We start from the raw sequence: 23495 nt of genomic DNA, 5'->3' as shown, positions 1-23495 counted from the left end.
TTCGCGGATCGCCTACCCCTGATTTTCGATTTCTCGTGCCGCTAGTCGCAACAGCCCCTCTAGCGCGGCCTTCACCGTTTGTCGGCGCACTTCGTCGCGGCCGCCGGGGAAGTGCTGAACCTCGCTGGAAATCGCATCGCCCACGCCCCACGCCAGCCACACCGTGCCCACCGGCTTGTTCGGTGTACCGCCATCGGGCCCGGCCACGCCGCTGACGGCGACGGCAAACCGCGCCAGGCTGTTTTTCTGCGCGCCCCGCACCATCGACTCGACGACTTCGCGACTGACCGCACCCACCGTACCGAACAAGTCGGCGGGCACATTCAGTTGCTGGGTCTTCTGCCGGTTGGAGTAGGTCACGTAACCGGCCTCGAACCACGCCGAACTCCCGGGAATCCGCGTGATCGCCTCGGCAATCCCGCCACCGGTACACGACTCGGCCGTGGTGACGTGGGCGTTGAGCAACTGCAAACGTCGGCCAAGCTCGGCAGCCAGTTGAGTGATCTCTTTCACGGTGCGCTCCGAATCGGGTGGAATGACTACCACCGTACACGACCCGGTTGCGCTTTCAATACACAGACTCATTCAAAATGTTCGGGCGCCAGCGCTCTGACATAGGCCTGACAGGCCTGCAGAGCAATCAGTCCGCGGTCGCCGGTGTCGGTGATGGCGATAATTCGTTGAGCATGCGCCGGGTCAAGTCGGGCGCGTACGGCTGCATGATCCACGCCGCCGGGGCCGGCGGTGGCTGGCACCCCGCAGCCTTGGGCAGCGTCGCCGGCGTCGATGAGGACTGACAGGCGCAGATCAGCAGTGGCAAGACGATCGCGCAGGCGATCTTGATCACGTTGTGCATCGCTCATGGCTCGATAGTGGGTTTGTTCACTGGCCGCCAGGCGTCGCTCGAGGGCCAGACGTTTATCCTGCTCGATCTGCTGCGCGCTGGCTGCGGCCACATTCAGCTGATTGAGAGTGTCGGCGTTTAACCGCGCCTGCTCCGCGAGTTGTCGCCCGTAACGCCAGTCCTGAAACTGCCAGGCCAGCGCAGCGGCCACCGCAGCCAGCAGCAAAATGCCGATCAGGCGCCAGGAGATGGACATAGCACCGCCCTCGCCCGCGCCCAGATATCCAGCCGATCCTGCAGACCATTCAACCCGCCGTTGATTCGGCGAGTGATGCTGTTGAACTGATCGCGATCGGCCAGATCGTTCAGGCCGTTCTGTTCCCAGAACCATGCCGCCGATTCCGCTGCCCATTGCGGTTGCTCAAGCAACTCAGGCAAGGACAGCAGACGCTCATCGCCGAACAGGCCGAGGCTGCACTGGCGATAGTTGCTGCGCCCGGTGATCTGGATCAGCCCGCGACCGCGGTACTTCTGCCCGTCGCCGTCAGCCTCGGGCGTGTTACCCAGACGCAAGGCCAGCGTGCCGGTGTCGTATTTGCTCAGGTACTGGTTGTTGCCCAGCTCGCGCACGTATTGCAACTGGCCGGACTCGTGACCGATCTGCGCGAGAAACGCAGCGATACGTTTTGGCGAGTCGATATGGCGGCGAGTCATTGCGCTATTTAGTGCAGAAACAAAAACGCCCGCTTGGGAGCGGGCGTTGGGCATGATGGTTTTAAGGTTGTCTTCAGTTATTTGCATGATGCGTAATCCTCCCTGGATGCTCCGATTGAATCATGGTTGGCGAGCAACGGCCCCCAGCCATTTTTTTGCCAGAGTTGTCAGGGTGTTGTTGGGTACAGACTCTTCGAGTGCGTCATTCGATGGCAGCACCTGTCCGCCGGTTAACAGCCATTGCTGATACTCAAGCCAGTCGCGATTGGTCGTGTCCTGTGGAATAAACGCGGCATCTTCAACGCGCAATACACCACAGGCGGTCAGTTGATATGTCATGAGCTACCCCTAGATTTCAGCGTCCGCTGTCCATTCAATCTGCAATCCGTTACCGGGCTGACTGCTCACAGGCGTCACGGTGCCGATGGCGAAACTTCGCTGTGTCACACTTTGCACCGTGGTCCCCGTGCATGCCACACCCTGCGAGTAGTTCCAGACCTGACTGCTTTCATTTCCGGGGCAATACAGGACGACGGTGGGTTGCACTCTCTTCTGAACCTGCATGTCTATAACCATGCCGTATTGACCGGTATTCCCGGCCGCAGCCTGAGTGAACGTAACGATGCAGGTTACGACACCATTGTTTGCACGAATCGGTAAACGACTGGCAAACGACTTCTCGAAGTAGCGCTGACACAACATCAGCTCTTCACCAACAGGACGATATTCGAACGGCGTGGAAACCGGTCCCTCCTCGAGTTGAACCCGTGCAAGATCCACGGTTTGCAAAACGTTAAGTGGCAGATCAAAAGCCAACCGCAAGTAATCATTGGTGCCGAGCATTTTTCCCGCGATCACTGGCACCTGAAACGTCGCGCTGTATTTGGTCCATGCAGTGTTCAATGCAAAGACATCGACCACTTTGACGACGGCTTCCGAACCACCGTTGCCGAAGTACTGACCGATGGTTACCTTCAACGGGCGCGCGGCGTCGGAGCGCGCCCAAAATGTCACGGTGGCGGTTTTTCCAGCCAGAGTCCTGACCGATTCAACGCCTTGGGAAATCTTGTGCTCGGTAGCGCCAACGCCCGCCGTGGTTTGCTGCCAGCGCAAGAAATAGCTCGGCTCACCTGCCACGTCTGTCTGGCCAGGGGCAAAATCCTGGCGAGAAATGGCCACGGCAGCATTGCCATTCCAGTCACAGCGAAAACGATCGGCTACATACCCACCGATATTGGGGCCTTGGTTGGTCGTTCCGCGCTGCCAGATATCGAAGCCGCCATTGATCAGCACATTCCGGCGATAGACCTGCACCGGAAACTGCTGCAGTGGGTCAGGCTTCGATAATTGGCGGATGGCCTGCGCCAACTGATCGGTTTGTGCTTCATCCGGTTTCAAACCGGCCGCGGTGATGGCGTTGAGTATTTCCTGAGTAACACTGTTGCCCCAACTGGCCGGGATCAGCGATCCCGGTGTTCCGGCGATGGCGTCTTCGTCGACAAATTTGCCGTCGACCAGGCCGGAGCCCGGGACACTTTTTGGGTAATCCATGTTTATTTATCCTCGGTTGCTCAGCAAACCGCTCAACCATTGGCCTGCAGCAAGCCTTCCAGCCAGTCAGGTTCAACCGGCCGCGAACGTATGTTCGGGAAATCCGGATTGTCAGGCCAGTCGCGCAGTGCCTGACGGTACGTCAGGAGTTGTTTGAATTCTTCGCTGCGCAGGGTGGTGCCCTCGCCCATTTCCAGTTCTTCGGCATCGCGAAGAACCAGCCATTGAGTGCTCTGCAGAACGTTATTGCGCCAGCCGCGCTCCAGGGCAATCAGCGCCACTGGGGAGACTTGCGGCTCGCCAAGGACTGGCTGACCTGTGGCAGTGGCGCTGATGACTTTGCCTGCGGCCTGCCCGGCGAATAGCTCAATGTATTGGGCCTGAGTGATTTCCACTGCGCCTGCTGGAGGTTCCGCTCCAGGATTTTCAACCCGGTCAAATCCAAGCGTTTGTGCGTAAAAGTAAATAGCCATGGTCAAACTCCCCAAACCAGAATGCGACCCGAAATTCCCGTCGATGGCTTGATCCCTGTGGAATCAATGTTGCGAACCCGCGCCACCACCTGAGTGGTGGTCGATAACCCCAGATCGAACGCCCAGACGGTCGCATTTGCGGCACTCCAGCCTGTCGGATTTGCCTCATTGGCGACGCCACCCAAAATGGCCGACGGAAACTTGATCGGCAGTGAAAGCGTCATGTTGCCGTTGGCGTCAGAGCCACCGACGACCCATTGCAGGATCAATCCGCTGGGGAATTTCTGATAACCCGGCGTGGTGAACTGAGCGCCGTAGGAGGCGCAGTGCTTCAACGTAGCCGTGCCATAAACCACCCAAGTACCAGACTCCCTGACGAAGTTCGCACTCTCACCGGCGTTCATCACGATCGACGCCACGTAAGCCCCTTGAGGGCTGATTTGTGAGCCGGTTTTGCTGGCTACCATGACCGAGCCTGCGTTGCGGCAATGCAGACTGATCGTCGCGCCATCCGGCGCCGAGGCTGCGTCCGGAAGCGTCACGGTATAAGTCACTGTGCCGCCCAGACCAATCGAGGAACCGACATCGGCCAGCGTCAACTGAGTCGCTGCGGATATCCCGCGAGCACTCGCATGACTGCCCAACGCTCGTTGTACAAATTGCGCAGTTGCCGCCGAGCGTCCGCTATCAAACTGCGGTGCTGTGTTGAACAGCGTCGGGCTGCGCAGCGCAGCGAGCAACTGATTATTGGCTGACTCATTCGGCGTCATGCCGGCCGCTTGCACCACATTAAGAATTTCCTGCGTAACGCCATTGCCCCATGTCGCCGGAATCAGCGAACCAGGTTTGCCGGCAACCGGGTCCTCATCAGCAAATTGTCCATTCACCAGTCCGACACTGGGCACACTCTTGGGATAGTCCAAGGGTTGTCTCCTTAATCCGAAATATTTGGGGCTGGTCTCAGCCTATGAGTGCGGCTAACCGCGTGGGGACCGAAGGCCGGGAAACTGCGGAAGGAAATTGACTTGTTTCAGGCCAGTCGCGCAGCGCCTGACGGTACTCCAGCAATTCCAGATATTGCGCAGCCTTGAGCGTCGTCCCGCGCCCCAGCTCTTGCTCATCGCGATGCCGCGTCACCCACCATTCGGTGGCCGACAGGCTGGACTGGCGCCAGGTGCGTGCTGCCGCCATAGCGTCTTGCTCCTCTACGACGACGTCAGAGATAACGACCGGACTTTCCATCACCGGCAACGGCGCAATCTCCTCGCGCAGTTCGCCGACAGGTGCGCCGATTTCGATCTGCATGCCCTCCGGTACGGGCACCATCGACTCGACGAAGGACGGGGCAAAAAGCTGGGTAATCTGGTAGTCGCCGGTATCGATCACCTCGACCGCAACGCCGTTTTCCACTCGTGCATAACGGGCCATTATTCGTACTCCCAGATTTCACAGAAGGCGTTTCCGCCGACGCCGCTGAGGACTGACGCGGAGGCACTGGTCGAACATGAACCACTGCCACCTGACCCTCGGTTTCCTGAAGTTCCAGCGCCACTGAGGCCCATCAACGGGCCACCGCCATCAAACGGACTCGCGCCTCCGCCACCGGCCAATACACCCCAATTGGCGTTGTACATGGCATAGCCACCGCCTATTCCACGTGCGTTAGCGAGATTGCCACCCGTCACGGTTTGTCCTCCAGCGCCCCCCTGAACGAAGCCGACTGCCGTGGCGGTCACAGGAAAGGTCAGTATCTGCCCGCCCAGGCCACCGGACGCGCTCAGGTAACTGCCAAAAGAAGCGCCTCCGCCGGCCTGCCCCATCGAGTTACGTGAGGCGCCACCAGCCCCCAGAGAAACAGGAACGCCGGTCATCATTTCTGCTGTCACGTCATATAAGCTCTCGGCGTAGGCGCCACCACCACCGCCACCTCCAATACTGTGATAACCCGCTGCCACCGGCGCACAGCCGCCTCCCGAACCACCCGCGCCAACCAGACGCACGCGAATCCGTTTGGCCCTGGGATTGGGCTTGTAAACCGTGATCCCGAGCGTCTCGATCTGCCGCACCGCCAGCAACCGCCCCACCGCATCGGTGATGCCGTAACCGGCCAACGTGGTCGGGGTATTTTTCAGTTTGTTGAAGTCGACCAACGCGCCGATAGCCGTTGCCAACTGATCGGTTTTCGCTTCATCAGGCGTCAGGCCGGCAGCCTTGATCGCGTTGAGAATTTCTTGCGTGACACTGTTGCCCCACGCGGCCGGGATCAACGAGCCCGGTGAACCGGCGAGCGGGTTTTCATCGACGAAGCCGCCGTTGACCAGGCCAACGCCGGGCATGCTTTTCGGATAATCCATTGCACTGCTCCCTGTGCTGAAAATCAGTTGGTTATGGCTGCGCCGGGAGCGACCGGCCAGATAATCTCATCGGGGAAACCGGCCTGCTTTTCGATACGGTTCAGCTCCACGCTGTAGAGTTTCCACTCGATCAGCAGCAGTTGTTCGTCGTGGCTGGCATCGCCGATGTCTTCGGCGTATTGCAGCGGAGCGATGCGCAGGACCGCGTCGCGAAGAAGCTCATCGCGCTTGGTCAGAGTGACTTGCTTGCGGTCCGTCAATGCAGCTGCTTCATCGATTTTCCAGACACCATCGACCCACGAATGAAATCCACCGGGCCATGGCTGCGTGGTGAAGCCTTCAGGCAGATCACCTAATGCTGTCCAGGTCTCGCGGATTCCCGTGTCGGTGCGATAGACATCACCGCGTAAATCTACTCGCTGCTGCAATGAGCCATTGTCGTAGGCCCACGCAAATCCACTGGGTGCCGGAGCGAGTTCGAGGCTTAACGTGACAGCATTACCTGGCAGTTGCAGGCCGATACCCGGCACGGGTAGAAATTCCACCGGGCCGGTCAACGCGCCGGCGTCGTCTATTAAGTAATTGAACATGTGCACCTCAGATCAGTTTGATTCGTGCGGGATAAGCGATGTTTCGCGGCCGGGTTTCCGTCGAAAAATTCCCGATGGTGCCAATGTAGGTATCGGAGTCGAACGCAGGATTGGGGTAAGTGGTCGCGATGGTTCCGCTGGTTGGATAGAAATTGACGTCGCTTGAAACGTTCCAGACAGGATCCGGGATAGCTGGCGCCGGTCGATTGGAAGACCCTGTACCGGTGGGCAAGTAGTGGTTGTGGCTTTGCAGTGCATGGTTCTGCAAACTGCCGACGACTCGTCCTGTATCCACGCCCCGGTTTTCATCGAGGGCTCGCAGAAATTCACCGCGAACTTCTGGAATTCGAAAGGTCGACGCACCATCGCCACTGGTCCACGCACCTTCTCGATTCCATCGCGCCGCTTCTGTCGTCAGAGCTCCTGAAGCCTGAGCGAAGTCCCACAACCAAGGCCATTCCGCACGCTTGAAAAAGTAGCCGTTGAGCAGACCATAGCCGCCGGGATTGAGCGCCATTGAGGTTTCGAATGAGGTCTGGCCCAGAGGGGTATTGTCGAAACGACCGACCGGCCACCAACTACCCGCCCCGTCACTTCGCAACTGCCACCAGTCACCACTGCCCATCAGCACCAGAAACGGATAGCCGCTCGCCGACAGGTGTGTATGAAAACGAATCCGGTCACCGCCTGATGCCTGGACTACCAATCGGTTAACTGTGTTGTCCACACGGCGAACAATCACGTCGCGCACGCCAAGCCCGGCATCCGCAGCAGGAAGCGTGACGCTCATCGCCGCCGCGCTGCCATCAATCAGAACCATCCCCAATTCCTGCGCTTCAAGCAGCTTGGAAGCAGAAATACGAGTGATCTGCGAGCGCATCGGGCTGGCCTTGCCGACAATCGACTGAATGGCCCTGAACAGCTGCCCGGTATCCGCCTCGGACGGCACCAGCCCACCACCGCTAATCACACTCAGGATCTCCTGAGTCACGCTGTTGCCCCACACCGCCGGAATCAACGAACCCGGGGTTCCCGCCACCGGGTTTTCATCGACAAAGCGGCCATCGACCAGGCCGACGCTGGGGACGCTTTTTGGATAATCCATAGGTCTTTCGTTCCTCTGAAATAACAAATGAACCGCGTCTTGGCGATCGCGAGTACGAGCCAGCGGCGGTCTGTTTTCTGAAAATAAAAAGCCCACGGTGAAGTGGGCTTGGGTGATGCAGCACGCAGACGTGGCGACTAGAAAGTCTGGCCGCTGACCAGTTCGCGAATCGCCGCCAAGGTGTCATCGCCAGCACTGCGCGCCAGATCGAGATTGCCTTTGGCCGCGTGCGTACGGATCTGCTGTTTGGCCTTCAAGCGCAAGGTGCGCAGGGTCAGCAGATGGTCGGTGAGTTGCTCGGCCTTGCTCAGGATTTGCTCGGCTGCCTGTTTGGCAGTACGACCTTTGACTACCCACGCAGCAACCGACAACGGCACCTCTTTTTTGGGATAACCGGCGTCCTGATAGGCCTGTGCGTCGGCGGCCGCTTGGGCGTACTCCATGGCTTTGAGCGGGTCCCCGGCCAAAACGGTGCGGGCACTGTCGGCGGCCGCGTCGACCTTGGAACACAGCTGTTCGGCTTCCTGAAGTTCCAGCTCGGCAACTCTGGACGCATTCAGCTGCCATTTTTCTCCATCCCAATCATGGGCACTGGACGGCTGGGCCGGGCGCAAGCCTTCCTCGAACTGATGCAGCTCTTGAATGATGATCATCGGATCAGCTCCCAGGAAAAATGCACATTGATGGCTGAGGTAAAGTTGATCGCAATACCGTTGGCGTAATCGGCTTGAGAAAAACCCTTGATTCCCATACCAAATAACAACTCATCACTTGAGGCATTTCCCGAGCCAAGGGTGTGTTCGCTTTGATAAACCTGCCAAAGCGAACGCAACTCTGCATGGTCGAAACTGGCTGATAGCGCGGAAACCGTCGTGTCGTTGACAACGTTACTCGTGAAGATCCCTACCGAAGCACCGACGGTGCTCCAGCCATCCCAGTTACTGGAAGTAGTAACCGTCGGATTCAGGTAAGAATAGTTGCCCCCCAGCCATCCTCCCGGAGCGAAGGCCACCGTGGTAATACCGGTCGGATGCGGGGTTGGATTCCCCACCACCAACCGTGCCGCACGGGCATGCGGATCAAGTGGCAGATAAACCACACCGTTGCCGTTAACCGTTTGCGTCCACGACAACCGACTACGGTTGTAGATCGCTCTGACAGTGGGCATCGAACCCGGTCCTGCCGTGACGACCCAGGCCAGACAGAGATCCAGCGGCGTAGACTGGAAACCACCGCCCGCCGCACCATTGACCGTACCCTTCAACCCTTCCGGTGCAGCGTCATAAATCGTGCCGCGTTGCATGTAAAAGGTCAGCACACCGCCGATCACCTGGGCCCGCAAGAAATAACCGGTGCTTGGCAGCAGATCGGGACTGCTCCACAACTGTGTGGTGAACGTGCGCGAACGCCCCAACTGCCCGGCCACCACTTCCTGACCGAGGCTGATCAGCACGCCCGCCGGAATCGAGACTCGCCCGCCACTGGTGGCAACTGCTGCTGGCGTGATCGCCAGGCGACCGTCTGGCGTTGCCACCGTAGCGGTCGGCAAGGAGCCGATCGGCAACGCCGAATCCAGATTCCAGCCCTTGGCCGAAACGCTCTGAATCGCCTGCAACAACTGATCGTATTTCTTTTCGTCCGGGGTCAGATCCCCGGCCTTGATCACGTTGAGAATTTCCTGCGTAACCCCGTTGCCCCAGTCTGCAGGAATCAGCGACCCTGGCGTCCCGGTCAGCGGGTTTTCATCGACAAATTTCCCATTCACCAGACCAGCGCTGGGCACACTTTTCGGATAGTCCATCCCGTCATTCCTCCCTAGTCATAGTTGATGTGCACCTTGGTATGCGCCGGCGCACTGCGGTGGATCAGGCATTCAAGCGCCGAGCCCGGGTTCACGCCAAAGCGCTCGCCCCAGTAGCTCGCGCCGTAGCGCCGACCGAGCAGCAACCGGCCGCCGGTGTTGAGGGTCCACATGAATTGCGCTTCCCAGGTGCCCCAGTGCGCTGCGCCGAAACGCGAGCGGCCCATGCGTGGGGCTTCGTGTTCGGTGATGCTGGCGTTGGGGTAGCCCTGGCTTTTGGCGATGTCGAGGTAGTAACCGACAGCCTGGCTGCCGACCGCGAGCAAGCGGCGGCGTACGGCGAGGCGGCGGTCGTCGAACAGCGGCGTGGCGCCCAGGCACGGGTCGGGCAGTTCCATCACCCGCTCCCAGTCCGGCACCAGTTCGCTGACGCCTGCCGGGTCCATCTCGTTGAGCAGGTCGGCGGCGCGGGCGTCGAGGCGCGCCAGCTCGACGGCGACGCCTTGCAGCACGTCCTCGAGTTCCGGGACGCGTTCCGGATCCCATGCCGGGCCGCTCGGCAGCAAGGCGCGTAGTTGCGCCTGGTATTGCGCGGCGGTTCTTATGCCCCCCATACGCAACCTCCGAAGGTGAGCAGCTCGCTTTGCCCGGCAGGCACGTCAGCGGCCGGTGCGGTCAGCGTGTGATCGTACTCACCGCCGGCGCTGCTGATGGCTTCGCGGATATGGCTGATCAGCAGCGCCACACCGAGGTCGGCCTCGCGGTTGTGCAAGTCGCGCAGCTGCGCTTCCACGGCGGCGCGCACAGCGGTGGTGTCCGGATTGACGCTCTTGAAACGGTACACCACCGGCACCTGAATCGGCCGCTGCACGTGCACTTCCGCCGTTACCGGGCGCAGCGGCTCGATGTACGCCTGAACCTCCGCCAGTTGTTCGTCGTTGGGCACCGGTTGCGGGTCTTCGTCACGCATGATGAATACCGTCACTGTGCCTGGCCCGAGCAAGCCGCCACGACACCAGGCCCGCGTCACACCCGGCACTTCCAGCGCCCAGGTCTCGTAATCGCTCGCCGAACCGCCGTGGGGGATCACGCGATAAGAGCGGATCACCCGCGAGCGCAACGACTCCAGGCTTTCTCGCGCCACGCCACCACTGAGGCCGGGCGCGAGCACCACAAAACTGTTGCCGACTACGCCGGCGATCGGCTGCACCGGGTTCAGCGCCAGACCGGCGTCAGCATTGCCCAGGCTGCCGGCATCGAGCGCAGCAATCGTGGTGGTGTTGCTGCCATTGACGGTAGTGCGCGCGGTGGTGACTTTGTAAGTACGGCCATCGCTTGCTTGCAGCAGCGTGTCAACGTCGAGCACCGCGCCGGCAGTGGCGGTAAAACTGACGCTGCCGGTGGCGACTTGCGCCGGTTTGCGCGGCTGGTTCAGGCGCAGCGCGGCGATGCGTTCCAGGGTCGATTCGTCAGCCTTGTCCGGCAGGATCTGCTCGGCAATCCAGTCGAGATAACCGTACAGGCCATAAGCGGCACCGCCGAGGGTGCGGGCCAGCACTTGCGCATCGGACTGGCGCAGCGAATCGCCGGCCAGGTCGCTTTGGGTGCGCTTGATCAGCACCGGCAGCGAAGGAGTTTCAAACGGCATAGATCACCTGCCAACTGTTATCGGGGTTGATGTCCAGACGTTCGCCATCGGCCAGGGTCAGGACCGTGCGCAGGTTCAGGCGCTGGGCGTCGAGGCGTTCGCTGATGATGTCGATGGCGCTGCAGTGGCCGTCGTCGATCAGCCATTGCAGGGCTTCGCGGGCATAGAACTCGGCGTCCATCTGGGTCTGTCGGGTCAGCTTGACCCGACGCAAAAGCCACAGCCGCGAACCGATGCGATCGTCGGCGACGGTGGGAAAACTGTCGCCCCACCAGCCGAAGCGCTCTTCGTCGTCGAGGGCGTCGTCATCGGCGGCGCGGCGCCATGTGAACAGGCTGATGAGCACGGCGCGGGTCAGTGCGGCGTGGAGGTTCTGGCTGATGAACATCATTGGCCTCCTGCCGGCGCACCGGTCTGGCCGCTGCCGGCCTGCACGCCAACGTGCACGTGTTTGATCTGGCTGATGCCGCCAGCGAGCTGGTCGCCGGTGGAAACGATCTTGCCGGTCTGGTTGATCACCGGCGTGTCGAAGTTCACCGCGCTGCTGGCGCGGATGTTCAGCGTGGCAGTCTCGATGTCGATGATCCGCCCGCGCTTGAAGTGAATTTTGTCGCCCTCATCGGTGTAGATCGCCACTTCGCCCGAGGCCAGCGACTGCAGGCGATAACGGCGATCGGCGACCACCAGGGCAATGGCGTGGGAACGGTCGCCGCCGAGAAACGTGACGATGCCCTCGGCGCCGGCCAGCGGATTGCTGGTGAAACCGTAGGGTTCGAAGTGCTCCAGATCGTCGTTCACTTCACCGGCGGTGAGGCGCATTTGCAGCGATTGCAGCTTGGATGCCGAGCTGGCGAGCACGACAGTGCCGCGCGCCAGCAGGCGTGTCAGTAGGCTCATGAATTGATCCTCGATACTTTGCCAACACAAAACCTGTGGGAGCGGGCTTGCCCGCGATGGCGGCGTGTCAGGCAAAGAAGTGTTTGCGGTAACCTGCGCTATCGCGGGCAAGCCCGCTCCCACAGGATCAGGTGATGCCCTTCGGTTTCGGTGTCAGGCCGGCGTTTTTTTCGGGGGCGTGGGATCAGGATCGAAGGTATGCGGTGGCGCCACTTGCAGCGTGGTCACCGAGCCTTGCGCCGACAGCGAATACGTCACTTTGGAGATCAGCATGTCGCCGTCAAAACCGAGCACCGGATCCGTGACCTTCACCAGCGTGTTGTGGCGCCACAGATCGCCATTGGACTGACGCCAGCCCTGCACCTGATAGGTGGTGGTCTGCGCCCGGCCCATGCGGGTGGCGCTTTCCCATTGGGCGCGTTGCTGGGCCAACTCGAACGTCAGCGCGGTGCCTTCGTTGATGATCGTGGTACGTCGGCGCTTGAAGCTCAGATCAGCCGCGCTGGATTGAACCTCGCTGACGGCCGCCCCGCTCTTCTTGTCCGAGCCTTTCTGCTGACCGATCACTCGGTATTCGGAAAACACCTGGCTCTGATCCATCGGCGCGTTCGCCGACAGAATGTTCTTGCCCAACTCCAGCGCGTCACTGGCCCGACCACCACTACCGGGCTTGGCCAGAACCAGCCGGCCTTGCTCGTCATCAGTGGAAAACACCCGGAACAGCGAGAGCAGACGGTCAATCGACTGGAACACCGTTTCGCCCGGCACGATGGTGTGCTTGGCGAGCCGCGCGGTCTCGGGAATTTCGTTGACCACGTACAGCGAGTATTCCGCCGCCAGAGCCTGGACGATGCTCAGCAGCGGTTGCTCCTGCCATTGGTTCGGCCGGTTGGTGGCTGCGCAATCGACCAGATCCTGAGTCTTGGAACTGCCCTCGATGCTCAGGCTGATCTGGCGTCCGTCGTAGCGGATCGGCGCCTTGAACACGTAGCCGGTGAGCACCAGATCCTGGCCGATCTTCACTTCGCACGGGTCACCCGGTTTGATCCGTTGATCCACCGTCTGCCCCGGCCACTGCCAGGTGATGTCGAGTTTGAAGGTGCGGAACTGGCGCTCAAGATCGGCGGTGATTTCGACGCTTTTCCAGCCGCCGTATTCCATGTTGTTGACGGTCAGCGTGACGCGGTTGTCTATCTCGCTCATGACTACTCCCGGGAGACTTTCACGTCATTGGGCGGCAGGTACAACGGGTTGGTTACCGCGTTACGCTGGATCACTTCGGTAACGCGCGTCGCATCTCCGAACTGTTTGTACGCCACCACCAGCGCCGGAAAACTCTCCTGAAACGACTTGGTGACCAGACGCACACCCGAAGACGCTACCGCTTTGAGGTGCGCGACCAAAGCATCCTGTACATCGCTGATCGCTTGATAGTGCGCCGGGCCGGCTTTGTTTTTGGCCATCTGGAGCGCCTCGACCAGGTTGTTCTGCAGCGCCTGCAAATCATCCGTGGCCGGCACGTCCTGACGCGTGACCTGCTGCTTCGATTGCTGATCAAGCGAAGGCGTCGACGCCAGCTTCACTGGCTTCGACGCCACCGGCATCGAGGCGACCCATTGCGCCACTTTGACGATCAGGGTGTCTTGCACCAGATCGGCCATGGCTTGGGCCGCCGCGTTGGTGTCCTTGCCGGTGGTGATCTTCGGCGCATCGGCCTTGCGAATGGCTTCGAGTTGTTGGGACACGTCGGCAATCACGCCACGGTAGCCCTCCTTCGCGAATGCCTTGAGTTCCTTGATATCGCCGAGCAAGCCCTTGAACTCCGCTGCCACTTCCTTGGGCAATTCCTTGACGGCTCTGACCAGTTCAGTGATTTCCTTGTATTGCGCGATCAGCGGTTTCAGCTGTTCCTTGATGACATCGAACACCCCGGTCAGGCTGTTTCGCAGATTATTGATGCCGATCCGCGCCGCTTGAATCCGGACAATCACCTCCTCGAAACGCGACACGGCTGACCCCAGCAACGTGTCAGCCTTGGCCAACAGGACTTTTTGCGTACTGACCGTGGCAGTCGGAAACGGCAGCGGCCGGTCGGGATAGAACTTCAGACTGAATGTCACCAGCCCGCCGTCCTGGCGAGTGTGGGTCATGTCGCATTCGCCGACCTTGACTTGCAGGCGTCCGAGCCACGGATGCACCAGTTCACCACTGCCCGCCTCCAAGGCCTTGAGCAGCTTGTCGCGCTGCTCCAGGCAATCGGCGCCGATGATGAACGCCGTCAGGTCGTGGGTCTTGGCCTGCTGGCCGAGATCCTCGAAATACGGCAGGTCGCGTTGCGGATACTCATGCAACTGACCTTTGCGACCGACCGGGGTTTTCGCCTGATCGATCCAGAACCCGACACCGCGAAACGATGCCGGCAACAAGCGGTCACGCCAGTTCATTGGAACCTCCTGCCGACAGCGAGCGATAGCCGATGCGCGAAGACAGCGCCAGGCCAGGTTGATTCGTTTGCGGTTGGTCGGTGCGCAGCCCCGCCGGTGCGTTTTCGAAGCGCACGGTCAGGCCGCCTTCGAGTTGCGTGCGGTTGTTGGCCGCACTTTGCTGGATCAGGGCGCTGGAGGATTGCGGCAGCGAACCGCTTTGCAATGTCCCGTTTCCAGCAGGCGCTGGATTCGCGCCAAAGAACGCCGGCGCCAGTTCACCCTTGCCTTCGGCATTGGTCTGGCGTTGCGCCTCAGTCAGCGTTTCGACCTTGCCGGTGACCTTGGCGATCAACCCGGCAAAACCACCGTCGAACAGTTCCTTGATCGGCGCGATGACGGTTTGCAGCTTTTGCCACAACTCGCCGAACCACCCGACGATCGGCCCCCAGCTCTCGATGAGCTGATCCAGAGGTTTCCATTCGAACAGCGTGTGCAGAAAGTCCACGACCGGCGCAGACACCGCCAGCACAACATCCCACAGCGCTGAAAAAACCTCGCCGACCGGCTGCCAGTACTGCGCAATCTGCTCCAGCGGCGACCACTCGAACAGGCTGGTAAAAAAGCCCTGGACCCGCTGCACTGATGTTTGCAGGGCCGTCCAGATCGGTTCGAAGTACCCCACGACACCACTCCAGGCGCTGGTGATCATTTCCATCGGGAAATAATCGAACAACGTCCGCAATGTTTCCCGGGTGCTTTGCACAGCCGATTGCAGCGTCGTCCACAGCGGCTGGAAGTACGCAACAACACCGCCCCAGGCGCTGGTGATCATCTGCATCGGCGAGAAGTCGAACAACGAAGCCAGGAACGCCTTGGCCGGCTGCGCGGCTTTTCGCAGGCCATCGAACATCGGCTCGAAGAACCTGACAACACCGCCCCACGCACTGTTGATCATCTGCATCGGCGAGAAATCGAACAGATTTCTGAGGAACGCCATCACCGGCACACTCAAGGCCTTGAGCAGTTCCCAGATCGCCGAAAACAGTCCCGTCAGCGGCCCCCAGTTGTCCAGGATCATGCCGTAAGGCGTCCAGGAGAAAACTGTTTTAAAGAAGTCGATCACCGGGCGGGTGACCGCCTTGACCTTGTCCCAGATCCCCGAGAAAAATCCCGTGACCGGTTGCCAGAGCGCCGCCAGCGCATCGAGCGGGCGCCAGTCGAGCACCGAACGCAAGATCGCCATGGCATTCGCCCCGACGTTTTTGACGCCTTCCCACATCCCGGTGAAGAACGCGCTGATCGGTGTCCAGTTGGCATAGATCAAACCGGCCGCCACCGCGATACCCATGGCAATCAGCATGATCGGGTTGGTCTTGAGCACCATGCTCATGACATCGAACACTTGCGTCGCGCCAGTGACTGCGGTTTGCATCGCCGAAAAGGCGATGGCCCCCGCCGCCAGCCCCTCAACCAGTTTCGGATTGTCGGCAAGCAGGCTGCCGACCTGAGTCATCATCGGCTCAAGCCCGATCACCAACGCCCCCACCGCCGGCACCAGCGCTGCGTCGACAGCGGAGGAAACCTTTTCCATCGACGCACTGAACACGTTCATGTTCTGCGCGGCGGTTTGCGGTGCGGCGGGCAGATCAACGGTTTTCGCCGTCTCGCTGACTTCAGTCAGTTTGCCCTGAAACGCCGCCGCCGATTTGATCCCGTCCACGAACGGCGTGATCACACTGCCGCCCTTGAACAGACCGCTGATGTCCAGTTTGCCGAGGCCGGTCTGCTCGAGATTTTTCTTGAAGCTCTCGACCTTTACTCGCAGGGCGCCGAGTTTGGGCGACAGTTCATCGATGCCCGTGATCAGCACCGGTGTTTTGACTTGCTTTTCTTCGTCTGCCATCACTGCACCTGCTGCATCGCATTGATCCGTTGCGCGTGCTCCAGCGACTCGCGGAGCACATCCAGTGGCCTGGCCATCATCTGTTCGGGGTCAACCTTCCAGAACCAGGCCAGGTCATAGGCGACTGCGATCAGGTCGGTGATGGCTCCGACGCCGCACTCATGAAAAAACTCGCAACGGCCCAGCTCAACGCATTGAGGTCAGCCAGATCGAGCTGGTTGACCGACGACGGCGGGATGCCGGCGCACACGGCGATGTATTTGGCCGCCACGTCCATGTCGAGGCTGACTTCTTCGCTCTTGTCGATCTTGTACGGCAGCGCCTTGATCGCTCGCACTTCCTGCACCGTCGGACGGCGCAGGACGAGTTCGGTCAGGGGCTCGCCGTGAGCTTCGATCGCAACCTGAAGCTTCACGGCGCCGCTCATTGCCAGGTCCCCTTGATGCCTTCGAATTTCAGTTCGATGGTGGCGTCATCGCCTTTGGATACCGGCTCTTCGACCAGATAGGCACCGGCCAGCACGTAGACTTTGCCGTTGCTGAATTCGCAGGTAACGGTGATGTCGGTGCCTTCGATCAGCTTCTTCAGCGGGAAGTCGGCGGTGTGCAGCGCGGTCACTTTGAACGACGGCGCGACATCGGTTTCCTTGTAGAAACCCGGTACGACGGTTTCGCGTTTGACGGCCATCAGCGGGGCTTCGCAGCCGCCGTTGATAGTCAGTTGTGCACCGTCGACTTTGACGTAGCAGGTGCCTGCAATCACTTGACCCATGGTGTTACTCCCTTCAAATAAAAAAGCCCACCGAGGTGGGCTGAATGCTTACGGCCAAACGCGGCGATCAAGCCGCGTCGTCGTATTGCAGACGGAATTGGTTGAGCAGTGCGAACACGCGCAGACCGTTGATGTAATCCGGCGGGAACAGCACGTTCACGCGGCTCGGATCCTGCACGTCACGCTCGACGATCAGGTGCTCGGCGAACAGCTCGGCGTTCTCCACGTGGCCTTCCAGTTCCAGCTTGGCGTACTGCGCGATCAACTCGCCGCGAATGGTCGCCGGAGTGACGATCGGCTGGCCGGCGCCGAAACGGGTGCCGTCGGAAGCCAGTTTGTGGCGCCCGTATTTGCTGGTGATCACGCTTTGCAGACGACGCACGATGAACGCCGACTGGTGCATGGTTTCGCTGTCCAGGTAGGAGTTGTCGGCCTGGCCGTAAGCGTTTTTCTGGTAGGTGGTAATCGAACGCTGGATGCGCACGTAACCGCCTTCGTAGTACGCAGTGGCGATGCCGTAGTTGAGCAGCGACTGACGCTCGGTCAGGGTGAAACGCTCGCTGGCCGGCGCCGGATCAACGCCCGGCAGGCTGCCGCTTTGCGTCGGACGGCTGGCATCGGCGGAGATGAACACCGCGGTGCGCGCAGCCAGTGCTGCTGCTTGTACCCAGAACGGTTGCGGGACGCCCGGCTCCAGCGCCTGGATGGTCATGTGCTGATCGTTGCGTGCCTGGCCAGCAGCAACCAGGGTGCCGACGGTGCCGCGTTTGGCGCTGTAGACGTGACCGAACAGTTGCTTGGCCCAGGACCAGCGACCGGTGCTGTCATCCATCACTGCTTGCCAGGTGTTGAGGGTCGACAGATCCGACCACGGCAGTGCGATGAACTCGAACGGCTCGTCGCCCAGTGCCGCCACGGCGGCGACCTGGTCCGGCACACCGGCGCCACCGGTCATGGCGGTGATCGCGGTGGTCAGGCCGGCCGGGGTTTCTTCGCCGTTGCTCTTGCCCAAGCGATTGAACTGCAGGCTGATGTCGTTACCGCTGTCGCCGGTCCATTTGGCGCTCAGAGTGACCACACCTTCAGCAGCCGCAGCGCTGACTGGCAGATCGGCGGTGGCGTTGATTTTCTGTGCCAGTGCGGTAGCCGCTTGAGCAGCGGTGGCACCGTTGACCACGGTGGCTTGCACACGCACACCAGCGACGTACAGGTTGAGCACGCCAGCCTGAGTGGCGGTGCCGGTCAGGGTCAGCACGCCTTTGGCGATGGCGCCTTCGGTGTTGTGCAGCGGCAGGCACCAGATCTCGCCGATCGGGTCGGCCTTGCGGAAGGTCTCGTACATCGAGGCGAGCATCGAGCCCTGACCACCGATGCTTTTTGCCAGCGAAACGCTGGAGACCAGCATCAGTTTGCCGACTTCAGTCGGGGCAATGTTGTCGTTGACCTGAGCGACGATCAGACGGCGCATGGCCGAAGTCGCGCTATTGGCGGCCGAGTTGTCCATTTCGGCATAGAACAGCGGTACACGAATGTCCGCAGGGATGTTGCTGAATCCGATCGCCATTATTTGGCTCCCTGTGCTTTGACTTTTACAGTTTTGAGAGTGATATCGCCGTCGGCCAGACGTCGGCGCCACCAGGCGCTGTCCAGCACTTCACGGCCTTCTTTGGGCAGCAGATCGCCCGCTTCCGGGTCAGGCACGGCACGGCCAGCGGCCGGCAGTACGGTGATGCGATTGCTCATGGGGTTACGTCTCCAGAGAAAGTCAGTTCCACGCGCCCGTCAGGGCCCGGGTGTTTCAGATTGGGGTCGGCCGGGTCGATCGCATCGACCCGCACGGTGACCCCGGTAAAGGACGACAAACCGTCCAGTTCACGTTCGTGCCAACTCTCCGCAGGCTGACCGGGCAGATTGCGGCCGAGCTGGAACTCGGCAAAAAAGCGCAGCCGGTAAAAGGCGCGGCTGCTGTTGATCGAGACCATCTCGCCGCCGTCGTAGACGATGGCGCTGTAGTCATTGCCCGGCTTGAACCCCACCAGCGCGCGCCACAGTTCGGCGCGCAGGTCGTGCAATAGATCCAGCGCTTTTGTAGCGTCCGTGGCGTCGAGCGCCAGGACGATTTCGAAGCGGTCGCGGATCGGTTGCGCGGTGAGGTTTTGTGCGGTGCTGGTGCTGGCGAGATCCGCCAGGGGCAGAACATGAGCCGAGGGTGTCGGCAGATCAGCATTGCCTTGCAGCAAGGCCAGATCGACACCCACCGCAATGTGGTTGGCAAGGCTTGGGCATTGCCCACGCAGCTGCGTGAGGATCGGGGTGATCTTCATGGTGGTGTTCCAGAGTTGAATGAAAAGCGGTCTGCAGAACACTGCAAAACCTGTGGGAGCTGGCTTGCCAGCGATGGCGGTGGATCAACCGGCATCTCTTTTGAATGGGCTGGCCTCTTCGCGGGCAAGCCCGCTCCCACAGGGATCTTCATCGCAGTGACAAAGCGGGGAATCAGTCCTTGGCTGCGGCCTTGGGATCAAGGCCGCTGGCATCGATCACGCAGCGATAGCTGTTCTCGCGATTGCCACTGGCGGTGACTTTTTCGATCGACCAGCGCCCACGCATGAAGTCCGGCCAGGTCTCATCGAGCAGCACCAGCCCTTCGGCCGCCAGCAGCGGATTGCCGGGACAAGTGATTTTCACCTTGTACTTCTGCCGGAGCATCTTGCGCACTTCGCCTTCGCCAACGGCAATCGCATCGGCTTCGCTGGGTTGCTTCTGGCGGATGATCTTGAACGGCGCAAGCCCCGTTTCGACCCACTGCAACAAACCTGTGGCAGCCTCCACGAAACAGGTCTTGCAACCCTTGGTTTGCTCGCGGGCGGACTCCTCCAGCGTGGCGCTGATGAATGCGTGATCGCCAGGACGGTTGTTGCTGGTCACCGACAAGGTCACGTCCGCCAGCACCTGGCCCGACAACGATTTGGTCTGGCCGGGACGGGCCAGCACGTACACGTCGTTGTAGGGTTTGGTCACCGCGTTGTACTTTTTCGCCAGGCGCGTCAGAAAGCTCATGTCGGTTTCGTTGGACTGGTCGACGTGCTCGATCCTGATCATCGCCACCTCGGGCGCGACGCGCGGTGAAAAGCCATGGCTCGACACCAGTTTGCGAAACAGCGCACCCAATGTAGTCGGGCCATGACTGGCCGTGCGACGTTGCTTGAAGCCCGTCTCATCCTCCTTGCTGAACGGCGCCGCCGTGGCCACCAGCGTCAGGCGAAACGGGAACAGCGTCGGCGTCAGGCGTGTCACTTTGAACTGGCCCTTGTCGACCAGCCCCGACTCCAGATAACCGACCTCCAAGCCGATTTTCCCGCCCAGATCCGGCAGCCCTTCGAGGCCTTCAAGATCGATGGTCAACGTCAGTTGATCAGACTCGAAACCGGCAGCGTCGATGTGTTCCCAACTGATCAGGCGTTGATTGAGCAGGGCCGAATGGGCCCCGTAGAGTCTTACCGCCGGGGTGAAACCCAGAGCCATGCAAACCTCCTTAATCCCACGCCGTGAGCGGTTTGATCGTGGCCGGTTTCGAGTCGAGTTCCGGCAACGTGACCCAGACGCCCGCAGGCAGGATCGGGCCGTGTTCGGCCAGGGTCGGGTTGAGTGTCCACAGGGCCTCTTCGGCGGTGTCATCACTGCGCCCGGTTTCGCGGTACAGCAACAGATTCACCGAGTCACCGGCCACGCTTCGTACCTTACGCATTGTTGAACTCCGCTAGCTCAATGACCCAGTCAACGACCATTGCCGTGCCGTCATCGATGATCTGGCTCTGGGTTTCCTGAATATTGTTGATTCGCCACAGCCCCCAGTTGCGACCGATGCCGTCAATCAACGGCAGCGGGATACGCTGGGCCTGCAACGCGCGCAATTCGTCGAGCCGATCCATGGCCACGGCATACATCGACTTGCCGGTGATGGTCAGGGTTTCCGGTTTTTGCCCGGTCTGGCTGGACTTGGGTTTGCTGGTGAGAATCTGGATTTCGCTCCAGCCTCCATCGGACTTGCGCGCCAGCGAGCTGTAGGCGAAGTCGCGCGACAGGCCGAAGATGAAACTGCCCAGCGCCATTTGTTGTTTCATCAGGCGACTCCATCGGTCAGGGCTGCGTCACGGCGGGTGGCGAGAGCGTTGGTGCCTACTGCGGGTGTGAATGCGGTATCGAAATGGTTGCGCATAACCTGCGAAACCACATCGCCGATTTTTTCGGCATTGAGCACATCACCGCCGCTGATCTGCACTAACGGCGAGTAGGTGTAATTGGACAGTTGCGTCTGAGCGCTGGTCAGATCCTTGGCCACTTGCGCGGGGGGCGCGAGTTTGTCATCGGCAGGTTTCCCCCATTGTTCCCCAACATAGGAGCCGAGCATTCCGCCCAGGGTGCCGCCGATGAATGTGCCAATACCAGGTGCAATGAACGAGCCGATCGTGGCACCAATCGCCGTTCCAGCCAACTCGCCGGCAGCACCTTTGACAGCTTGATCATCGCCGTCACGCCAGCCCTTCAAACCTGCGTAAGCGGCATGACCAATCGCCAGCGGAGCGCCCATCTTGAAGGCGGGCAATGATTTGACCAGCGGCGGTAGAAGCTTGGATTTGGCGCCATCGACCAGCGGCATGAGCTTGGCAGTCGCGCCGCTGAGCCAACTCGGGCGCATGCTTTTGGCCATCTCGCCGACCATTTTCACGCGGGTTATCGCATCGTCAAACATCGGCGCGATTCTGGCCGTCATCGTGCTCAAACGTCCGCCTCGACCGGCGCCAGAGGAAGGAACACGAGACCGCGCGCTGGACGGTGCACGTCGACCGGGGCGCTTTCTTTTAGGCCCCTCGCCGCCGCCGTCGTCACCGCCATTGATCACATCGGCAATATCAGCGGGCAATCGCGCCGTCGCCAGACGCAACAGTTTCGAGTTGACCGCATCCAGCACCGAGGCGACCCCGGTCTTCAGTACACCACCGACGAACGGCATGGCGGCCACACCGGCCAGCGTGAGGCCAGCCGCCAGGAACGGCAGTGCTTCAGCAGCTGAACTCAAGCCATTGACCACAGCCGTTAGCGACACTGCCAGCGCGTCAGTCATGGGCGCGAGTGCATTTCCCACCGCTGTCGACAAACGATTAAGACTCGCATCCAGCGCATTCCAGCGCCCTTGTGACGTATCGCCAAAGGCTTCGGCCGTTTTCGTCGCGGCACCGGCGCCGGAACCCAGTTCCGACGTTGCGTATTGGTGCTTGTCGGACACCCGAGTGAAAGCGGTCTTGACGTCGTCGGGCTTCTTCAGCAACTCAAGAATACTGGTACTGCTCTCGCCAAACAGCGTCTTCGCCGTGGCTGCACGTTCGGGTACGGATTGTTTGCCAAGTGCTGCGAGTACCGAATCAATTGCACCCGGCGCATCCGTGCGCATCTTCTCACGCAATGATTCGGGGTCCAGGAGCAACCGGGTCATCGCCGAACGCTGTTCGGCTGACGCAGTATTTTCCTTGCCGAAGACCGAGGTAAAGCTCTTCAACGCCGTACTGGCGGCGTCCTTGTCGGCCCCGCTGTTCAACAGCGCAGTGGCAAATGCTGCGACCTGTTCCGGTGTCATTCCCGATGCAACAGCGCTCTCGCCAGAGCGTTGAACGACCGCGCCGATATCGGCAGGTTTTGCGTCCAGACCGCTGCTGCCCAGGTAACTGACCGCATCGGCCAGATCCTGACCTTGGTATCGATCCAGCTTCAAGGAGGAACGCCAGACCGCAAGCATTTCCCCTGCGGCCTTGACGTCAAGCCGGAAGGCCGTGGCATTGATCGCCGCGTCGCCGGAGTACGCTCTCAGCTCTGTCGCTCGCTGATCACCCTTGGCGCCGTCGGCAATACCAGCTCGCGCCCCGACCTGCTGGATTTGCAACAGATCCGCACCCGTCGCGCCACTGGCTGCAACAGACCGCTGAGTCGCGAGTTCCAGCGTTTGCTCCGAATGCGCTTGAAGCTGGTCTTTGTTGAGTCCAATCAACTGATTGAGCTCAACCAGCGCCGTCTCGTTAGCCATCGCCGGCTGCAGTTTTTTCGGGGGTGGACGCTGCTCGATTTCCGCCTTGAGTTTTGACTTCGGCTCACTGTTGGCGGCTGGCGGCGCCGCGATGACCTTGAACAACGACTGCTGGCTGACCAGCAGCTCGCGCAACTTGATCTGCTCCTGCGTCAGCAACCGAATGTCCTGGCTTGCCAACGCCAGTGTCAGGTTCAGATCCTGCAGCGGTTTGCCGAGGTTATCGGGCAACGTAAATCCGCCGTTTGTGTTACCGCTCTCACCGGCGTATGCGAGCGCATATTTACTCTCTGCCATGCCGCTCTACTCCTGTTTCACGCCAAGGCGAGTGATCGCTAT

General features: G+C 60.6%; 29 protein-coding genes. All 29 read right to left on the bottom strand.

What is annotated here, in order from left to right:
* Positions 1–12: 12 nt before the first annotated feature.
* The 29 genes from ACTJKS_RS02910 to ACTJKS_RS02770 all read right to left on the bottom strand — a co-directional run bounded on the left by ACTJKS_RS02910 (position 13) and on the right by ACTJKS_RS02770 (position 23453).
* Positions 13–513 (bottom strand): CinA family protein, encoded by a 501-nt coding sequence (locus ACTJKS_RS02910; RefSeq protein WP_108181858.1) that lies wholly within the window; start codon positions 511–513, stop codon positions 13–15.
* A 68-nt stretch (positions 514–581) separates the two neighbouring features.
* Complete coding sequence (locus ACTJKS_RS02905) at positions 582–1100, bottom strand: lysis system i-spanin subunit Rz (protein ID WP_108181857.1); 519 nt, start codon at positions 1098–1100, stop codon at positions 582–584.
* Positions 1079–1645: a glycoside hydrolase family 19 protein gene (locus tag ACTJKS_RS02900; protein WP_108181856.1), complete on the bottom strand. Its 567-nt coding sequence runs from the start codon at positions 1643–1645 to the stop codon at positions 1079–1081. Before ACTJKS_RS02900 ends, ACTJKS_RS02905 begins: the two co-directional genes overlap by 22 nt.
* A gap of 33 nt (positions 1646–1678) precedes the next feature.
* Entirely contained in the window at positions 1679–1897 is a 219-nt protein-coding gene (locus ACTJKS_RS02895; RefSeq protein WP_041072232.1) for a hypothetical protein, read from the bottom strand.
* A gap of 9 nt (positions 1898–1906) precedes the next feature.
* Complete coding sequence (locus ACTJKS_RS02890) at positions 1907–3109, bottom strand: carbohydrate binding domain-containing protein (RefSeq protein WP_041072234.1); 1203 nt, start codon at positions 3107–3109, stop codon at positions 1907–1909.
* Positions 3110–3141: 32 nt separating this feature from the next.
* Positions 3142–3582 carry a phage tail assembly chaperone gene (locus ACTJKS_RS02885; RefSeq protein ID WP_108181855.1) on the bottom strand — a complete coding sequence of 147 codons (441 nt, stop codon included), beginning with the start codon at positions 3580–3582 and terminating at the stop codon, positions 3142–3144.
* Positions 3583–3584: 2 nt separating this feature from the next.
* Positions 3585–4505, bottom strand: coding sequence for a gp53-like domain-containing protein (locus ACTJKS_RS02880; RefSeq protein ID WP_108181854.1), 921 nt, complete (start codon positions 4503–4505; stop codon positions 3585–3587).
* 37 nt (positions 4506–4542) lie between these two features.
* The gene (locus ACTJKS_RS02875) at positions 4543–5010 is read right to left on the bottom strand and encodes a phage tail assembly chaperone (protein WP_108181853.1); all 468 of its coding nucleotides are present in this window, start codon (positions 5008–5010) and stop codon (positions 4543–4545) included.
* Positions 5010–5936: a hypothetical protein gene (locus ACTJKS_RS02870; RefSeq protein WP_108181852.1), complete on the bottom strand. Its 927-nt coding sequence runs from the start codon at positions 5934–5936 to the stop codon at positions 5010–5012. The genes ACTJKS_RS02875 and ACTJKS_RS02870 overlap by 1 nt, the downstream gene beginning before the upstream one ends.
* A gap of 23 nt (positions 5937–5959) precedes the next feature.
* Positions 5960–6526 carry a tail fiber assembly protein gene (locus ACTJKS_RS02865; RefSeq protein WP_108181851.1) on the bottom strand — a complete coding sequence of 189 codons (567 nt, stop codon included), beginning with the start codon at positions 6524–6526 and terminating at the stop codon, positions 5960–5962.
* A gap of 7 nt (positions 6527–6533) precedes the next feature.
* Positions 6534–7631, bottom strand: a complete 1098-nt coding sequence (locus ACTJKS_RS02860) for a phage tail protein (RefSeq protein ID WP_108181850.1) — start codon at positions 7629–7631, stop codon at positions 6534–6536.
* 137 nt (positions 7632–7768) lie between these two features.
* Complete coding sequence (locus ACTJKS_RS02855; RefSeq protein ID WP_108181849.1) at positions 7769–8284, bottom strand: phage tail protein; 516 nt, start codon at positions 8282–8284, stop codon at positions 7769–7771.
* On the bottom strand, positions 8281–9432 hold the full coding sequence (locus ACTJKS_RS02850) for a phage tail protein (protein ID WP_108181848.1): 1152 nt from the start codon (positions 9430–9432) through the stop codon (positions 8281–8283). The genes ACTJKS_RS02855 and ACTJKS_RS02850 overlap by 4 nt, the downstream gene beginning before the upstream one ends.
* 14 nt (positions 9433–9446) lie before the next feature.
* The gene (locus ACTJKS_RS02845; RefSeq protein WP_108181847.1) at positions 9447–10046 is read right to left on the bottom strand and encodes a YmfQ family protein; all 600 of its coding nucleotides are present in this window, start codon (positions 10044–10046) and stop codon (positions 9447–9449) included.
* Complete coding sequence (locus tag ACTJKS_RS02840; RefSeq protein WP_108181846.1) at positions 10034–11080, bottom strand: baseplate J/gp47 family protein; 1047 nt, start codon at positions 11078–11080, stop codon at positions 10034–10036. The genes ACTJKS_RS02845 and ACTJKS_RS02840 overlap by 13 nt, the downstream gene beginning before the upstream one ends.
* Positions 11070–11468, bottom strand: a complete 399-nt coding sequence (locus ACTJKS_RS02835) for a phage GP46 family protein (protein WP_047601236.1) — start codon at positions 11466–11468, stop codon at positions 11070–11072. Before ACTJKS_RS02835 ends, ACTJKS_RS02840 begins: the two co-directional genes overlap by 11 nt.
* A complete protein-coding gene (locus tag ACTJKS_RS02830) occupies positions 11468–11977 on the bottom strand; it encodes a phage baseplate assembly protein V (RefSeq protein WP_108181845.1) in 510 nt (169 codons plus the stop codon). Before ACTJKS_RS02830 ends, ACTJKS_RS02835 begins: the two co-directional genes overlap by 1 nt.
* Positions 11978–12130: 153 nt before the next feature.
* A complete protein-coding gene (locus tag ACTJKS_RS02825; protein WP_108181844.1) occupies positions 12131–13180 on the bottom strand; it encodes a phage baseplate assembly protein in 1050 nt (349 codons plus the stop codon).
* Between the two features lie 2 nt (positions 13181–13182).
* On the bottom strand, positions 13183–14421 hold the full coding sequence (locus ACTJKS_RS02820; protein ID WP_041072257.1) for a DNA circularization protein: 1239 nt from the start codon (positions 14419–14421) through the stop codon (positions 13183–13185).
* A complete protein-coding gene (locus ACTJKS_RS02815; protein WP_108181843.1) occupies positions 14408–16306 on the bottom strand; it encodes a phage tail protein in 1899 nt (632 codons plus the stop codon). The genes ACTJKS_RS02820 and ACTJKS_RS02815 overlap by 14 nt, the downstream gene beginning before the upstream one ends.
* A 130-nt stretch (positions 16307–16436) precedes the next feature.
* Positions 16437–16733 (bottom strand): phage tail assembly protein, encoded by a 297-nt coding sequence (locus ACTJKS_RS02810; RefSeq protein WP_003222226.1) that lies wholly within the window; start codon positions 16731–16733, stop codon positions 16437–16439.
* A complete protein-coding gene (locus ACTJKS_RS02805) occupies positions 16730–17077 on the bottom strand; it encodes a phage tail tube protein (RefSeq protein WP_007964335.1) in 348 nt (115 codons plus the stop codon). The genes ACTJKS_RS02810 and ACTJKS_RS02805 overlap by 4 nt, the downstream gene beginning before the upstream one ends.
* A 67-nt stretch (positions 17078–17144) precedes the next feature.
* On the bottom strand, positions 17145–18641 hold the full coding sequence (locus tag ACTJKS_RS02800) for a phage tail sheath subtilisin-like domain-containing protein (RefSeq protein WP_262947968.1): 1497 nt from the start codon (positions 18639–18641) through the stop codon (positions 17145–17147).
* Positions 18641–18820: a DUF2635 domain-containing protein gene (locus ACTJKS_RS02795; RefSeq protein ID WP_027611066.1), complete on the bottom strand. Its 180-nt coding sequence runs from the start codon at positions 18818–18820 to the stop codon at positions 18641–18643. The genes ACTJKS_RS02800 and ACTJKS_RS02795 overlap by 1 nt, the downstream gene beginning before the upstream one ends.
* Positions 18817–19401 (bottom strand): phage tail terminator protein, encoded by a 585-nt coding sequence (locus ACTJKS_RS02790; RefSeq protein WP_108181841.1) that lies wholly within the window; start codon positions 19399–19401, stop codon positions 18817–18819. Before ACTJKS_RS02790 ends, ACTJKS_RS02795 begins: the two co-directional genes overlap by 4 nt.
* Positions 19402–19573: 172 nt before the next feature.
* Positions 19574–20602, bottom strand: coding sequence for a phage tail protein (locus ACTJKS_RS02785; protein ID WP_108181840.1), 1029 nt, complete (start codon positions 20600–20602; stop codon positions 19574–19576).
* A gap of 10 nt (positions 20603–20612) precedes the next feature.
* A complete protein-coding gene (locus tag ACTJKS_RS02780) occupies positions 20613–20825 on the bottom strand; it encodes a tail protein X (RefSeq protein ID WP_095667376.1) in 213 nt (70 codons plus the stop codon).
* On the bottom strand, positions 20818–21201 hold the full coding sequence (locus tag ACTJKS_RS02775; protein WP_047291946.1) for a phage tail protein: 384 nt from the start codon (positions 21199–21201) through the stop codon (positions 20818–20820). The genes ACTJKS_RS02780 and ACTJKS_RS02775 overlap by 8 nt, the downstream gene beginning before the upstream one ends.
* Positions 21201–23453 carry a phage tail tape measure protein gene (locus ACTJKS_RS02770; protein WP_108181839.1) on the bottom strand — a complete coding sequence of 751 codons (2253 nt, stop codon included), beginning with the start codon at positions 23451–23453 and terminating at the stop codon, positions 21201–21203. Before ACTJKS_RS02770 ends, ACTJKS_RS02775 begins: the two co-directional genes overlap by 1 nt.
* Positions 23454–23495: the final 42 nt, after the last annotated feature.

The organism is Pseudomonas sp. 22189 (genome assembly GCF_052045635.1).
Taxonomy (GTDB): domain Bacteria; phylum Pseudomonadota; class Gammaproteobacteria; order Pseudomonadales; family Pseudomonadaceae; genus Aquipseudomonas; species Aquipseudomonas parakoreensis.
The sequence above is the reverse complement of the archived record's forward strand: the minus strand, read 5'-3'. Positions and strand labels throughout refer to the sequence as shown.